Source organism: Methylobacterium oryzae, assembly GCF_021398735.1.
Classification (GTDB): domain Bacteria; phylum Pseudomonadota; class Alphaproteobacteria; order Rhizobiales; family Beijerinckiaceae; genus Methylobacterium.
This window is the reverse complement of record NZ_CP090349.1, coordinates 5,573,551-5,587,364: the sequence shown is the minus strand read 5'-3', so window position 1 is coordinate 5,587,364 and position 13,814 is coordinate 5,573,551. Positions and strand designations below refer to the sequence as shown.

Below are 13,814 nucleotides of genomic sequence, written 5' to 3'. Positions count from 1 at the left end.
ATTTGACGGCATCGGCCGGGACGGTTGTCAATGCCGCCCGCCGTCCCGACCCCGAGGCCCGTCCCGCAATGCTCGCCTTCGCGCTCTCCGCCCTGCTCGCCGTGCTGGCGGGCGCCGGACTCGTCTTGCAGCAGATCCTGAACGCGAATCTCCGCGCGGGCCTCGACTCCGCGTCCTGGGCCGGCGTCTCCAGCTACGCGGTCGGGCTCGCCTGCATGGCGCTCCTCGCCGCCGCCTTGCGCGACCCGGTGCCGACGGCCGGCGTGGCGGAGCGCATCCCGTGGTGGACCTGGAGCGGCGGCCTGTTCGGCGCGGTGTTCATCGGCCTCGCGATCCTGCTGGTCCCGAAGCTCGGCGCCGCGACCTTCTTCGCGCTCCTCGTCACGGGCCAGATGGTCGCCTCGGTGCTGTTCGACCACGCCGGCCTGCTCGGCCTCGCGCAGCGGCCCGTCGACCTGCCGCGCCTCCTGGGGATCGCGCTCCTGATCGGCGGCGTCGTGCTGATCCGCCGCTAGAGCCGTGCGCGATCGCGCTGCAACCGAGCACGGCTCCAAGCCTTTGTCTTGACACGCTCTCTTGCGCCGGACCGGTATCCACTTCGGCGGAGAGCGCTCCAGGGCCGGATCACGGCGTCTCGGCCAGCAGGCCCTCGACGAAGGGGGCGAGGCCGGTGCGGCGCGCCCGCCGGAGGCGCTCGGCCGCCAGGATCCCCTGGAGGGCCCGGAAGGCGTTCTGCAGATCGTCGTTGACGATGACGTAGTCGTACTCGACCCAGCGCTGGATCTCGGTCCGGGCGTTGGCGAGACGCTTCTCGATCGTCTCGGCGGAATCCTCCGCCCGGCGCTCCAGGCGCTGGCGCAGCTCGGCCATGCTGGGCGGCAGGATGAAGACCGTCACCACGTCCTGGGCGAGCTTGGAGCGCACCTGCCGCGTGCCCTGGTAGTCGATGTCGAAGATCATGTCCCGGCCGGAGCCGAGCACCTTCTCCACCGGCCGCCGGGGCGTGCCGTAGAAGTTGCCGTGGACCTCGGCCCATTCGAGCAGGTCGTCGCGCTCGCGCAGGTCGTCGAACGCCTCGCGCTCGATGAAGTGGTAGTGCCGCCCGTCGATCTCGGAGGGCCGCCGCCCCCGCGTGGTCACCGAGATCGACAGGTCGAGCGCCCAGCTCGGATCCTGCGCGATCGCCCGCGTCAGGGTGGTCTTTCCCGCGCCCGAAGGCGAGGAGAGGATCAGGATCAACCCGCGCCGCGCGATCGAGTCGGAGACGCTCCCGGCCGGCTCGGTCATGCGCGTGGCTCCCCGACGTTTCGCATCCGTATCCTCACGTCCCGATCCGGCATCGTGCCCGGCATCATTCGATGTTCTGCACCTGCTCGCGGAACTGCTCGACCACGGCCTTCAGGTCGAGTCCGATCCGCGACAGGCTGATATCGTTGGCCTTGGCGCACAGGGTGTTGGCCTCGCGGCCGAATTCCTGGGCCAGGAAGTCCAGCCGCCGGCCGATCGCGCCACTGGCCGCCAGCAGGTCCCGGGCGCTCGCCACGTGGGCGCGGAGCCGGTCCAGCTCCTCGCGGACATCTGCCTTGCCGGCGAGCAGCATCGCCTCCTGGTGCAGGCGGTCCGGGTCGAGGCCGCTGCCGCCGAGGGCCGCGACGGCCGCCTCCAGCCGTGCCCGCACGGCCTCGGGCTGGCGGGCCGGGTTCTCCTCGGCCGCCTGGGTCAGCGCGGCGATCCGGTCGACCTGAGCGGTGACGACCTGCTCGAGCTGGCGCCCCTCGGCGCGGCGCGCCTCGACGAGATCCGCGACCAGCTGGACCACGCCCGCGGCCAGGTCCCGGGCGAGGGTGTCGGTGTCGGCCGCCTCGTCCTCGACCTCGATCACGCCGCGCACGCCGAGCAGCCCGTCCATCGTGGCGGGGGCCACGCCCTCGGGGACCGGCACCCGGGCCACCGCCTGGGCGAGGCTCGCCAGGAGGGTCTCGTTGATCCGCACCCGCGCGGTCGTCTCCGGCTTGGTGAGGGTCAGCGTCAACTGGCACTGCCCGCGGGTGAGTGTCTTCTGGAGCGCGGTGCGCGCGGTCTCGCCGAGCCCGTCATAGCCGGCCGGCACGCGGGTGCGCACGTCGAGGCCGCGCCCGTTGACGCTGCGGACCTCCCAGGCCCAGTGCACCGGTCCGGCACTGCCCGCCGTCCGGGCGAAACCGGTCATGCTCGCGATCTGGGCCACGCCGACCCCCGTCCCCGTGAAGATCGGGGCCTGTAGCACGGATCACTCCGGTGGGAAGAGGCCGGTCGCCGCCGTCGCCGCGTCGCGAGGCGCGTCGGGCGCGCGTCGGACGCGCCGCGCGCCCGGCCATCTCGGGCGGCGCCGTGCAGTCGAGCGGCACCCGGCACGCTGTTGGGACCGGTAGGGCCGCCCGCCCGCGACGCGGGCCCCGTCCGCCGTCGCCCGCGCGGTCGCGGTGGTCACGTTTTCACTTTCGTGTCGCGCGGCCGACGTTGCATTCCGCAGTGAAGGTGTGCTCGAAATCCCGCTCGTCTGCACATGAACTCGGATGGCGCATGCCGCGATCAGTATTGGGGAGGACCGCGCTCACGCCGTTCGGGATGTCCGCGCTGGGCGTCGGCATCTGGGAGGATGCGCCGCACACGGGATGCGTGCGCGGGGACGCGACGATGGCGCGGATCTTCGGCCTGACCGAGACCGAGGCGGCGGACGGCATCACCTGGGAGCAGCTCTCCGCGCTCTTCCACCCGGAGGACCTCGCCCGGGACCAGAGCGAGCGCCGTCGCGTCCGCTAGGAGGGCGGTCTCTTCGCCTGGGAGCACCGCATCGTGCCCGCGCCGGGCGTCGTGCGCTGGGTCCTGGCGCGGGGCCGGTTCGAGCGCCGCGCGGACGGGCACATCTACGGTCGGGGCATCGTGATCGACATCACCGACAGCCGGGTCGACGGCCCGTACGAGCCGCCGGTCGGTTTTCTCGGGGCTCCGACCGAGCCGGGGACCGCCGTCGAGCGGATGGCCGATTACGCGATGCGCCTGTGGGAGCTGGTCGGCGATCTTGGGCCCGGGGAGGCGACGCGGGTGCAGCCGCTGCTCGAGGCGCTGCTCTACGAGCTGGGACGGCAGATCGCGGCCTCGCTGTCGGGCGAGCCGCCAGAGGCGCCGCGGCGCCCGCGGAACCCGCGGGCGCATTGAGGGCGGCCCCGACGGCGCCGAAGCCGGCGGCGCGGACCGGCGCCGCTGCCTAGCGGCGGCCGCGCGGCGCCGGTGCCGGCTCGCTCAGGGTCGGGACCGTCTTGGGCGAGCCCAGATCGTAGCTGCGGTTCTTGAGGGGATCGAGGCGGGTGCCCTCGGACGCGTCGAAGGCGCGCGTGCCCGGTGTGCCGGTATCCAGGGCGAAGGCCGCGTTGGTGTTGATCCCGTTGCCCGCGGGGGCGCCGCCCGGCGCGTAGGCCGAGGCGCGGCCCGGCGTGGTCGAGTCCGGGCTCGGCTCGACCTTGTCGACGGCGTCCGGCGGCGCCTGACGGCTCTTCTCGACCGCCCGCCAGCGGGCGACGTTGCGCTGGTGCGCCTCGAGGGAATCGGCGAAGGCGTGGCCGCCGGTGCCGTCCGCGACGAAGTACAGGTCCTTGGTCCGGGAGGGGTTGGCCACCGCCTCCAGGGCGGCGCGGCCGGGATTGGCGATCGGCCCCGGCGGTAGGCCCTCGATCACGTAGGTGTTGTAGGGGGTCGGCCGGTCGATCTCGGAGCGCAGGATCCCGCGGCCGAGGGTGCCGCGCCCGCCCACGAGCCCGTAGACGATCGTGGGATCGGATTGCAGCTTCATCCGCTTGTTGAGGCGGTTGATGAAGACGCCGGCCACCCGGGGCCGCTCGTCGGCGCGGCCGGTCTCCTTCTCGACGATGGAGGCGAGGGTCACCATCTCGGCCGGGGTCCGCACCGGCACGTCGGCGCTGCGCCGCAGCCAGATCTGGTTCAGGACCTCGCGCTGCTTGGCCTTCATCAGGTTGACGATCTGCTGCCGGGTGGCGCCGCGCTCGAACTTGTAGGTGTCCGGCAGGAGCGAGCCTTCCGGGGGGATCTCGTTGATCTCGCCAGCGAGCACGTCGTTGTCGTTGAGGCGGGTGACGATCTGCTCGGAGGTCAGGCCCTCCGGGAAGGTGATGGCGTGCTGGACCTGCCGGCCCGTGGCGATCGTGTCGAGCGCGTCGGAGATGCTCGCGTGCGCCTTGAAGACGTACTCGCCGGCCCGCAGCGCCGGCCGGCCGCCGAAGCGGGCGGCGAACTCGAACAGGCCGGTATGGTCGATCACGCCCTCGCGCTTCAGGGTCTCGGCGATCTCGGCCGTTCCGCTGTGGGTCGGGATGACCACGACCTTGTCGGCCGCGAGCGGGCCGGGCTCTCGCACCTGCCGCTGGAACAGCGTGATCCCGATCATCGCCGCGATGGCGATGACGACCGCGAAGGTCAGGGCGCCGCTGATCAGGCCCACGAGGCCGCTCCGCTCGCGCTCGGGCTTCTCCGGTGGCGGGGGCGCGACGGTCGGCTTGATCGCCTCGCCGGGCGAGCGCGGCGACAGCCGCTGCGGCAGGGCGGGCTCGTCCGTCGGATCCTGCGCGGCGGTCTCGGGCGCGGGCGTCTTTGAGCGGCGGAAGAACATCGGGATCCTGTCTGGGCCCGCGCGACCCGTCACGCGTCGCGGGCCGGGATCGGCTGCCCGCAACCGGGTGCGCACGTCGAGGGGCGTAACCCTAGTCGGGTTTGTGGCGAAATTGCCGTTCCGCGGCGCGATAGGCGCCGATCGGCGGCTCAGCCCGGGGGCTGGCAGGTGGCGCAGTAGAAGGTCGAGCGGTTCGCCTGCACGATGCGGGTGATCGCACCGGCGCATCCCGGCCGGCTGCAGGGCAGGCCGACCCGGTCGTAGACCCGGAAGGCGTGCTGGAACGCGCCCGCGCTGCCGTCCGTGTGGGCGTAGTCGCGCAGGGTCGAGCCGCCGGCCTTCACGGCCTCCTCGAGAACCTGCACGATCGCCTTGGCCAGGGCGTTGGCCTTGGGCGTCGGGCGCCCGTCCGGCCGGGCGAGGCTCCCGGCCGGCGCCTCCGGATGCAGGCGCGCCCGGTGCAGCGCCTCGCACACGTAGATGTTGCCGAGGCCCGCGATCAGGCGCTGGTCGAGCAGGGCGGCCTTCAGCGGCGCGATCTTGTGGCGGAAGAGCTGCGCGATCACAGCCCCGGTCAGCCCGTCGAGGGGCTCCACGCCCATCCGGGCGAAGTGGCGGCAGGCCGCGAGATCCGCGCTCGGGACGAGATCCATGAAGCCGAAGCGGCGGGCGTCGTTGTAGGTCACCGTGGCGCCGGTGTTCATCGCCATGACCACGTGGTCGTGCCGGGGCGTGCCCTGGGCGCCTTCGAGGTAGAAGTCTCCCGGCGACAGGTTGCTGCCGTCGGGCAGGGCCACGTCGAACCGGCCGCTCATGCCGAGATGCATGACCAGCGTCTCGCCCGAGTCGAGGGCGGCGGTGAGGTACTTCGCCCGGCGCGCGAGGCCCGTGACGGTCCGCCCCTCGAGGCGGGCGGCGAAGCGCTCGGGGAACGGGAAGCGCAGGTTGGGCCGGCGCAGGGTGACGCGGCTGAAGCGCGCGCCGACCAGGGCGGGCGCCAGTCCCCGCCGCACGGTCTCGACCTCGGGAAGCTCCGGCATCTCTCTCGCGATTTCTGCGTCCGCGGCGCCCCGTGCGCCGCCCCGGATATCATCGGTATCGGACCTCGCCGCAACCGCGCGGATCCGGACGGGTTGCCGCGCGTCCCGCGCGCGGACCCGTCCTACCGCCGGCGCAGGCGGACGTAGAGGGCGCCCCCGCCGCCGTGGTGGCGGGCGGCCTCCTCGAAGCCGAGGACGATGCCGCGCAGATCCGGCCCCCGCAGCCAGTGCGGCACGCTGCGGCGGAGCACGCCCCGCTCGGAGAAGGCGTCCGCGGGGCCCGGGCCGCCCTTGCCGGTGACGACCAGCACGTAGGAATGGCCGGCGGCCCGGGCTCGGAGCAGGAAGCCCGTCAGCGCGGCGTGGGCCTCGGCCTGCACCATCCCGTGCAGGTCGATCCGCGCCTCGATCGCGAGCCGCCCCCGGCGCAGGCCGAGCTTGGCGTTCCGCTCCAGCCCGGCACTCGGCGCGTGCCGCTGAGGCGGCGCCTGGTAGGGAGCGGCGGTGGCCGGGCGCGCCGGCTCCGGAGCCGGCTTCGGCGGGTGCTTCGCCCGCGGCCTCTTGGCGGCCGGCGGCGCGCTGGGCTTCAAGATCGGCGCCGAGAGGGCCGGCATGGTGGCGGTCGGGCCCGGCGGCGGAGGCGTCTCGGGCACCGGGGCGGCGCGGCCTGGCAGCGGCGTGACCAGCTTGGCGATCGCGTCCCAGAGGCGGGTCTCTCCCGCGGTGAGGCGGCGCCCGCGGCGCGGGACCCTCACGGCGCGGCTCCGGGCAAAGCCGCGCGGCGCGGCAGCAGGACCACGAAGCCGATCGCGTCGCGGAGGTTGCCGGCGGCCACGCCGGCCTCCGCACCGGTACCGACGAAGAGGTCGCCGCGGGCGGGGCCGACGATCGCCGAGCCGGTATCGGCGGCGATGACGAGGCGCCCGGCCTCACCTGGTGTCGCGCCGGGGAGGGGGCCGGCGAGCCAGAACGGCAGGCCGTACCGCCAGAGGGTCGAATCCACCGCCAGGCTGCGGCCCGGGTTGAGGGGGGCGTTCGCGGCGCCCGGTGGCCCGAGGGCCGGATCCGCGACCGGAGCGAGGCGGAAGAAGATGTAGGAGGCGTTGGCGCGGATCAGGCGCTTGGCGGTCTCGGGATGGGCGCGCAGCCAGCCGGTCCAGCGGGCGAGCGTCAGGCCCTCCAGGGGCAGGTGGCCCTCTTGGACGATCAGCTTGGCCACCGCCGTGTAGGGGCGGCCGTTGCGGCCGTCGTAGAGCACCCGCACCGCGCGCCCGTCCGGCAGCCGGACGCGCCCGGAACCCTGGACCTGCAGGACCAGCAGGTCGACCGCGTCGCGCAGCCACAGGATCGGCTTCGCCCGCGCGCCCAGGGCGCCGTCGTCGATCGCGGCGCGGTCGGGGTAGGGGGCGAAGCCGTCCGCGGTGGCGCGGGCGGCGCGCAGGCCCGGGTCGAGCCCCGGGCGGGTCTCGCCGGGGCCGAGGGAGATCAGGTCATCGGGGCGGGCCAGGACCGGCGTCGGGAAATCCGGGCCGGGCTCCAGGGAGCCGGTGAGTTCCGGCTCGAAATAGCCGGTCAGGAAGCCGGGCCGGTCCGCGCCGGGCCGCGCGACGCGGAACGCCTCGAACCGCTCGCGGAAGAAGGCGGCGGCGTCGGGCACGGGGCCGGCGGCGGCCGCGCAGGCCTCGGCGAGGGCGGCCGGATCTCCCGCGACGCCGTCGGGCTGGGGCAGGGCGGGCGGCGGGGCCGCGCAGACGCGGCGGAAGGCGTCGAGCGCCGCCTCAGCCCCCGCGCCGGGGAAGCCCGGCAGGTCCGCCGCGGCCACGGGGGTCAGCACCGCGCCGCCGACTGCCGTCGGCGCGGCGGACACGGCATGACTCAGGAGGGACGCGAGGAGGGCGGCCGGGACTGCTCCGGACCGGGCGCGGGACATCGGCACGGCAAGATCGTCACGGAACGCCGGTCACGGACTCAGGCGCCGGCCTCGGTGGCCACGAGCTGCCAGTTCGGGTCCCGCGAGCCAAGCGTGCGGGCGAAGGTCCAGACATCCGGCACCTCGACCACCGTCTCGGCGCTGCCGTCCACCACCTTGCCGTCGGCGTCGCGGGTGGCGGTGATCAGGTTCGACAGGAAGCGGACGGTGACGTGCGCCACGCGGTTGCGCACCTCGACGGCGACGATCTCGGCCTTGTCGATCGACACGAAGGTGGTCTCGAGCGTCTGCCGGTTGCGCTCGCGCTCGGCGATCGCCCGCTCGAACGCCTCGCCGACCTCTTTCGAGAGGAGGCCGCGCAGGGTCTTCCGGTCACCCTTGGCGAAGGCGATCATGATGGCTTCGTAGGCCGACTTGGCGCCCTCGATGAAAGCGCGGGGATCGAAGCTTGGCTCCGCCTGGATGCAGGCCTCCAGGCCGCGCGCGACCTCGGATCCCGGCTCGGCGATCCCGCGCCAGTCCCGCGGGGCGGCGGCGGGCTGCGGCGCGGCCTGGACCCGGTCGGCGCCGGGCAGGCGAACGACGTTGTCGCCGTCGGAGCGCGCCTGGGGCTCAGTCCGGCTGCGGTCGACCGGTTTGAACGGCGAGCGCTCGGCCCCCGTCTTCTGACCGAGCACCGAGCGCAGACGCCAGATCACGAAGACGGCCAGCGCGAGGAAGATGATCGTCGTAACGTCGAAACTGTCCTGCATCACCGATCCGATGGTGGCCGCGGCGAGACCCTGTGCCCCTTGCTCAGGTCGCGCGCGGTGCGGCGCCGGCTAAGCGCGCAGAGGTCTGGCCGACTCATATCCGACCAACGCGTCGGGAGCGAGCCGGTTGTGTCGGCCGGACGATCGAACCCACGCGTCAATTGCGATCCGGTCGATATGGGTCGTGGGGGCCGCCGGCGCCAGCGCCGCGCCCGCTCGCTTGTCCAGGCCCGGCCCGCGTGTTAGCGGCCCTGCCGTTTGGGCAGTTCCGCGGCGTGATCCAGCCGCTCCCGCCGCGACAACAACCCGCGCCGGCCCTGCCGGTCGATCGAGAAGGATGATCCGCATGGCCGATTCCCCGGCAGCGAACGGCAACGGCGGCGGCATGCCGCAGGGCGATGCGCCGACCATCAACGCCCTGGCGCAGTACACGAAGGACCTGTCCTTCGAGAATCCGAACGCACCGCGCTCGCTCCAGCCCAAGGAGGGCCAGGGGCCGCAGATCAACATCCAGGTGAACGTCAACGCGCAGCAGCTCTCGGAGACCGATTTCGAGGTCGAGTTGAAGCTCGAGGGCGACGCCAAGATCCAGAACGAGGTGCTGTTCGCCTTCGAGGTGACCTATGCCGGCGTTTTCCGGCTCCTCAACATCCCGGCCGACCAGATCCATCCGGCGGTGATGATCGAGTGCCCGCGCCTGCTCTTCCCCTTCGCCCGCCAGATCGTGGCCGAGGCGGTGCGCAACGGCGGCTTCCCGCCCCTGTACATCGACCCGATCGATTTCGTCGGCCTCTACCGGCAGAAGGTGATGGAGCAGCAGGGCGCCCAGGGCCCGCTCGCCTCCTGAGGCAGGACGAGCCGGCGGCCGCTCAGCGGCCGCCGGGACCGCGATACGCCGCCGCCAGGGCGCGCAGCGCCTCGGCGGGGCGCCCGGCCAGGCGGCGGGCGCGCAGGACCACGAAGGTGCGCGGCAGTTCGGGTAGCCCGAACCGGCCGCCGACCTCCACGGCGCCGGCCGGTGCCGTGCTCGGCGCCAGGGCCGCCACCGCCAGCCCCGCCATCACGGCCGCCCCCACCGCCAGCACGCCGCCGCCGACGAAGACCTCGGTCCAGGGGAGCCCGGCCGCGTCGAGAACCCGCGTCGCCGCGCCCCGGACCGTGCAGGGGCCCGCGAGTCCCGCCAGCCGCAGCGTCTCGCCCGGCCGGGGCGCCGGGAAATCCGGTGCGGCGAACCAGCCCAGCCGCTCCTCCGCCAGGACCGCGCCGCCGTGGCCGGCCTCGTCTTCCGTCCGGAAGATCACCGCGTCGTAGCCGCCCTCGCCGGAGGATCCGAACGCGGCCGCGAGATCGCGCGACGGGACGATCCGCACCTCCGTGATCAGCCCGGCCCGATCCAGGCCCAGGCGCCGCAGCAGCACCGGCAGATCGGGGCCGGCGACGTGGTCGCTGATCCCGAGGCTGAGCCGGGCGGGCTGCGCCGTCGCCGCGTCGGCCACGGCGCTGTCATGGGCGTCCAGGAGGCGCCGAGCGGCCGGCAGGAACAGGGCGCCCTGGCGCGTCAGGTCCACGTGCCGCGGGGTCCGGTCCAGGAGGCGCGTGCCGAGCCGGTCCTCGAGCCGCTTCAGCCGCAGGCTGATCGCCGCCTGCGACGTGGCGAGCGCCTCGGCGGCACGGGTGAAGCTGCCGAGATCGACCACGCGCACGAAGGCCAGGACGCCTTCGAGGTCGAGGGGACGATCGGCGACCATAACGCACTCTTATCGTAGATATCAGCGCCGATATGTCCCCGTTATCGAGGCGGCGTGCAAGCCTGCGGGCCTCTTCGGGAGTGCCCCATGCTGATCACCCGCTACCGCCATCGTCTGCCGGCCGACTACGCCATGGACAGGATCCGCGCGCGCGTCGCCGCCCGCGCGCCGGCCTGGGACGCGGTGCCCGGCCTCGTCTTCAAGGCCTTCACGGTCGAGGACCGGGCGCGCGGGGCCGCCGCCAACGCCTACAGCTCTCTCTATCTCTGGCAGGATGCCGGCGCCGCCGCCGCGTTCCTGGCCGGGGCTGGGTTCGGCGCCGTGATCGCGAGCTTCGGCCGGCCGCGCATCGAGACGTGGCTGGCGGTCGCAGCCGCGTTCGGGCCGGGGGACGCGGCGGGCGCCCTCTCGGAGGAGACGCGTCTCGTCGGGCCCGCGGAGGATCTCGCCGCCCTGCGCGACGACGAGCGGGGACGCGGGCGCGACATCGCGGCCGGGCGCGACGTCCTCGCCACCGTGGCCGGGCTCGATCCCGACGGATGGCGCCTCACCCGCTTCACCCTCCGTGCCGAGGCGGCCGCCGGACTGTCCGGAACCGCGATCGCCCATCTCGCCGCGCCGGGCCTCGCCGCGGCGCGCGGCCGCTGATTTCCCACTCATCGAGGAGCCAGACCATGCCTCTGACCCGCATCTCCCTGCGTGCCGGGACGACCGAGACCTACCGGGCCGCTCTCGTCGCGGGTGTCTACGACGCCATGCGCGAGACCTTCGCGGTGCCGGAGGGCGACCTGTTCGCCCTGGTGCACCAGCACGACGCGTCGGACTTCGTCTACGGTCCCGACTATCTCGGGATCCGGCGCAGCGACCGCCTCGTGATCGTCCAGATCACCGCCAACGCGACGCGCGGCACCGCGCAGAAGCGCGCCCTCTACGCCGCCGTGACCCGCAACCTCGCCCGCGATCCCGGCGTGGCGCCGGGGGACGTCTTCATCAACCTCGTCGAGGTCAACCCGGAGAACTGGTCATTCGGGGAGGGGCTGATGCAGTACGGCCCGCGGGAGCCGTGAGGCCGGTGCAGCGAGTCCGCCGCGGGAGCGGTGCGGCGATGATGGCGGCGATCCGGGCTTGACCGTTCCGGGGGGGGAGTACAGGTCCGGGGCCCGAAACGGCTCCAGGATCGCATGGCCCCCACCGCAAACCTCGCCCTGATCAACCTGTTCATCGGGGACATCCAGGGCGGCCTCGGACCCTTTCTCGGGACCTGGCTGGCAGAATCGGCCTCGTGGAGCCCCGCGCGGGTCGGGTTCGTCATCACGCTGGTCGGCATCGGCACGCTGTTCCTGAGCGGACCGTTCGGTGCCCTGGTCGATCGGTTCCCGCGCCCGCGCCTGCTGATCGCGCTGGCCTGCGGGGCGATCCTGGTGGGAACGCTGCTGCTCCTGCCGGCCCGCAGCTTCCCGGCGGTGCTGTGCGCGCAGCTGTTCGCGGCGGCCGGCGGCACCCTGCTGCTGCCGGCCGTCGCGGCGCTGACTCTGGGTATCGTCGGCAAGGACCGGTTCCCCGCGCAGCAGGGGCGCAACCAGGCCTTCAATCACGTCGGTATCCTGATCGCGGCGGGCGCCATCAGCCTCGGCACCGGCTATTTCGGCCCGGCGATCGCCTTCTGGGTGCTGGGCGGCATGGCGCTGGCGGCGATCGTCGCGACGGCGACGATGCCGGCCAAGGCGTGGAGCCGCCGCCGCGCCGTCGGCTGGAAGGAGGACGACTCGGACGAGCCGGAGCGCAGCGGCCTCCGCCAGGTCCTGGGGAACCGTCGCCTGCTGGTGCTGACCGTGGCGCTGACCCTGTTCAATCTCGGGAACGGCGGCATGCTCTCGCTGCTCGGCCAGAAGCTGGTCGCGACCGCGGCCGACGCCACGACCTGGACGGCCCGCTACGTCATGGTGGCCCAGCTGGTGATGGTCCCGGTGGCGCTGTTCGCCGGATCGCTCGCCGACAAGCGCGGCCGCCGCCAGCTGCTGATGGTCGCCTTCGCGGTCCTGCCGGTGCGGGCACTCCTGTCCGGCCTCATCGACGATCCGGTCTGGCTGATCGCCGCCGAGGTGCTGGACGGCGTCGCCTCCGGCATCGTCGGGGTGGCGGTGCCGGTCATCGTCGCCGACCTGACCTGGGGATCCGGCCGGACCCAGACGGCCATCGGCAGCGTCAACGCCGTCCAGGGCGTCGGCGGCGCCCTGTCGGGCTGGTACGGCGGCCTGTCCTACGGGATGTTCGGCTGGACCGGCGCCTTCCTGGCCCTCGGCCTGCCGGCGCTCATCGCCCTCGCGCTGGTGATCTGGCTCGACGCGACGCCCGAGCCCGGCCGGCGCAGTCGCCGGCGGGAGCGGCGGAGCACCGCCGCTCAGGGAGCCTGAACCGGCCGCGCGACCGAAGCCCGCGTCGACCCGCTATAGGACCCGATCGGGGCCGCCCCCGCGCGTTGCGGTGCCGCCGGACGCGGGGCCCTCTGAAACGCGAAAACCCGGCCTCGGGGCCGGGCTTCGCGTCGGGGTCGCTACCGTGTGGGCTCAGCCGATATGCGGGCTGCCGGTGGCGGCGGGGAAGCGGTCGGCCAGGGCGCGGCGCAGCTTCTCCAGGGCCCGGTTCTCGATCTGGCGGACGCGCTCCTTGGAGATGCCGAGCCTCTGGCCCAGGGCTTCCAGGGTCGCCTGATCCTCGGCGAGGCGGCGCTCGCGCAGGATGCGCAGCTCGCGCTCCGACAGCACGGTCAGGGCCTGCTGGAGCCAGCTCAACCGACGCTCGCCGTCGACCGTGGCGCTCACGGTCTCATCCGGCAGGTCGGCGCCGTCGACGAGGAAGTCCATCCGCTCCGAGGAGGCGTCGCTGTCCTCGCCCACCGGGGCGTTGAGTGACATGTCGGGACCGGACAGGCGCGCGTCCATCAGGGCGACGTCGTCCCGCGACACGCCGATGGCGCTGGCGATGCGGCGGTGGATCTCGTCGCCGACATGCTCCTCGGTGGATTGCATCAGCCGGGCGCGCAGCCGCCGCAGGTTGAAGAACAGGGCCTTCTGCGCGGAGGACGTGCCGCCGCGCACGATCGACCAGTTGCGCAGGATGTAATCCTGGATCGACGCGCGGATCCACCACGTCGCGTAGGTTGAGAAGCGGACGTCCCGCTCGGGCTCGAACCGGGCCGCGGCCTCCATCAGGCCGACATGCCCTTCCTGGACGAGGTCCGCCATGGGCAGGCCGTAGTGACGAAAACGCCCCGCCAGGGCGATGACGAGGCGCATATGGGCGGAGATCAGACGGTGGAGGGCCCGCTCGTCGCGCTCGTCCTTCCAGCGGACGGCGAGGCCGCGCTCTTCTTCCCGGGCCAGGAAGGGTGCCTCCATGGCAGTCCGTATGAACTGCCGTCGAATTCCCGCGATCTCAGCCATCCGCCTGCCTCTTGTTGTCGAGTGCTGTTGCGGCGTCGAGCCGATAGCCCGACGCGCAGGCGCCACCGGGAGGCGACGCCAGGCAACCGACAACGGAAGGCAAAACGCGAAAGTTCCGTCCCGATGCCCCACAATGCGACAACCGGGCGGCCACGAAATCGTGTTCTGTTCCGATCAGATGGGATCCGGCCGCGCGCCGTCCAGCCCGGATGTCCCGAAACGACCGGGCCGGCGCGCC

General features: G+C 73.5%; 16 protein-coding genes. 7 read left to right on the top strand and 9 right to left on the bottom strand.

Annotated features, from left to right (window positions below):
• The first annotated feature begins 68 nt into the window (after positions 1–68).
• Positions 69–515 carry a DMT family transporter gene (locus LXM90_RS26650; RefSeq protein ID WP_020092709.1) on the top strand — a complete coding sequence of 149 codons (447 nt, stop codon included), beginning with the start codon at positions 69–71 and terminating at the stop codon, positions 513–515.
• A gap of 109 nt (positions 516–624) precedes the next feature.
• Here LXM90_RS26650 and gmk read toward each other — a convergent pair whose 3' ends face one another.
• On the bottom strand, positions 625–1,287 hold the full coding sequence (gene gmk, locus LXM90_RS26645; RefSeq protein ID WP_020092708.1) for a guanylate kinase: 663 nt from the start codon (positions 1,285–1,287) through the stop codon (positions 625–627).
• A gap of 64 nt (positions 1,288–1,351) precedes the next feature.
• Positions 1,352–2,209 carry a YicC/YloC family endoribonuclease gene (locus LXM90_RS26640; protein WP_042671436.1) on the bottom strand — a complete coding sequence of 286 codons (858 nt, stop codon included), beginning with the start codon at positions 2,207–2,209 and terminating at the stop codon, positions 1,352–1,354.
• Positions 2,210–2,562: 353 nt separating this feature from the next.
• Here LXM90_RS26640 and LXM90_RS26635 point away from each other — a divergent pair, with 353 nt between their 5' ends.
• Complete coding sequence (locus LXM90_RS26635; protein ID WP_234081237.1) at positions 2,563–2,802, top strand: hypothetical protein; 240 nt, start codon at positions 2,563–2,565, stop codon at positions 2,800–2,802.
• A 33-nt stretch (positions 2,803–2,835) separates the two neighbouring features.
• Positions 2,836–3,198, top strand: a complete 363-nt coding sequence (locus tag LXM90_RS26630; RefSeq protein ID WP_234081235.1) for a hypothetical protein — start codon at positions 2,836–2,838, stop codon at positions 3,196–3,198.
• 49 nt (positions 3,199–3,247) lie between these two features.
• Here LXM90_RS26630 and mltG read toward each other — a convergent pair whose 3' ends face one another.
• From mltG to LXM90_RS26605, 5 genes are all read right to left on the bottom strand, one after another.
• Positions 3,248–4,663 (bottom strand): endolytic transglycosylase MltG, encoded by a 1,416-nt coding sequence (gene mltG, locus LXM90_RS26625; protein WP_091976715.1) that lies wholly within the window; start codon positions 4,661–4,663, stop codon positions 3,248–3,250.
• Between the two features lie 149 nt (positions 4,664–4,812).
• Complete coding sequence (gene mutM / locus LXM90_RS26620) at positions 4,813–5,703, bottom strand: bifunctional DNA-formamidopyrimidine glycosylase/DNA-(apurinic or apyrimidinic site) lyase (RefSeq protein WP_234081233.1); 891 nt, start codon at positions 5,701–5,703, stop codon at positions 4,813–4,815.
• Positions 5,704–5,825: 122 nt separating this feature from the next.
• Positions 5,826–6,458, bottom strand: a complete 633-nt coding sequence (locus LXM90_RS26615; RefSeq protein ID WP_234081231.1) for a Smr/MutS family protein — start codon at positions 6,456–6,458, stop codon at positions 5,826–5,828.
• Positions 6,455–7,633 (bottom strand): murein transglycosylase A, encoded by a 1,179-nt coding sequence (locus tag LXM90_RS26610; protein ID WP_234083065.1) that lies wholly within the window; start codon positions 7,631–7,633, stop codon positions 6,455–6,457. Before LXM90_RS26610 ends, LXM90_RS26615 begins: the two co-directional genes overlap by 4 nt.
• A gap of 38 nt (positions 7,634–7,671) precedes the next feature.
• Complete coding sequence (locus LXM90_RS26605; RefSeq protein ID WP_020092701.1) at positions 7,672–8,385, bottom strand: Tim44/TimA family putative adaptor protein; 714 nt, start codon at positions 8,383–8,385, stop codon at positions 7,672–7,674.
• A gap of 346 nt (positions 8,386–8,731) precedes the next feature.
• Between LXM90_RS26605 and secB the strand changes: the two genes are divergently transcribed.
• Positions 8,732–9,232 (top strand): protein-export chaperone SecB, encoded by a 501-nt coding sequence (gene secB / locus LXM90_RS26600; RefSeq protein WP_026604852.1) that lies wholly within the window; start codon positions 8,732–8,734, stop codon positions 9,230–9,232.
• Between the two features lie 22 nt (positions 9,233–9,254).
• On the opposite strand, the gene LXM90_RS26595 is transcribed toward secB, so the two are convergent.
• Positions 9,255–10,133: a LysR family transcriptional regulator gene (locus LXM90_RS26595; protein WP_020092699.1), complete on the bottom strand. Its 879-nt coding sequence runs from the start codon at positions 10,131–10,133 to the stop codon at positions 9,255–9,257.
• A gap of 87 nt (positions 10,134–10,220) precedes the next feature.
• Between LXM90_RS26595 and LXM90_RS26590 the strand changes: the two genes are divergently transcribed.
• The 3 genes from LXM90_RS26590 (at position 10,221) to LXM90_RS26580 (ending at position 12,547) form a co-directional block, all read left to right on the top strand.
• Positions 10,221–10,781, top strand: a complete 561-nt coding sequence (locus LXM90_RS26590; RefSeq protein ID WP_020092698.1) for a DUF4865 family protein — start codon at positions 10,221–10,223, stop codon at positions 10,779–10,781.
• Positions 10,782–10,807: 26 nt separating this feature from the next.
• Positions 10,808–11,200, top strand: coding sequence for a tautomerase family protein (locus LXM90_RS26585; protein ID WP_020092697.1), 393 nt, complete (start codon positions 10,808–10,810; stop codon positions 11,198–11,200).
• Positions 11,201–11,314: 114 nt separating this feature from the next.
• On the top strand, positions 11,315–12,547 hold the full coding sequence (locus tag LXM90_RS26580) for an MFS transporter (protein ID WP_056525810.1): 1,233 nt from the start codon (positions 11,315–11,317) through the stop codon (positions 12,545–12,547).
• 153 nt (positions 12,548–12,700) lie between these two features.
• On the opposite strand, the gene LXM90_RS26575 is transcribed toward LXM90_RS26580, so the two are convergent.
• Positions 12,701–13,576 carry an RNA polymerase factor sigma-32 gene (locus LXM90_RS26575; RefSeq protein WP_012320644.1) on the bottom strand — a complete coding sequence of 292 codons (876 nt, stop codon included), beginning with the start codon at positions 13,574–13,576 and terminating at the stop codon, positions 12,701–12,703.
• Between the last annotated feature and the right edge of the window lie 238 nt (positions 13,577–13,814).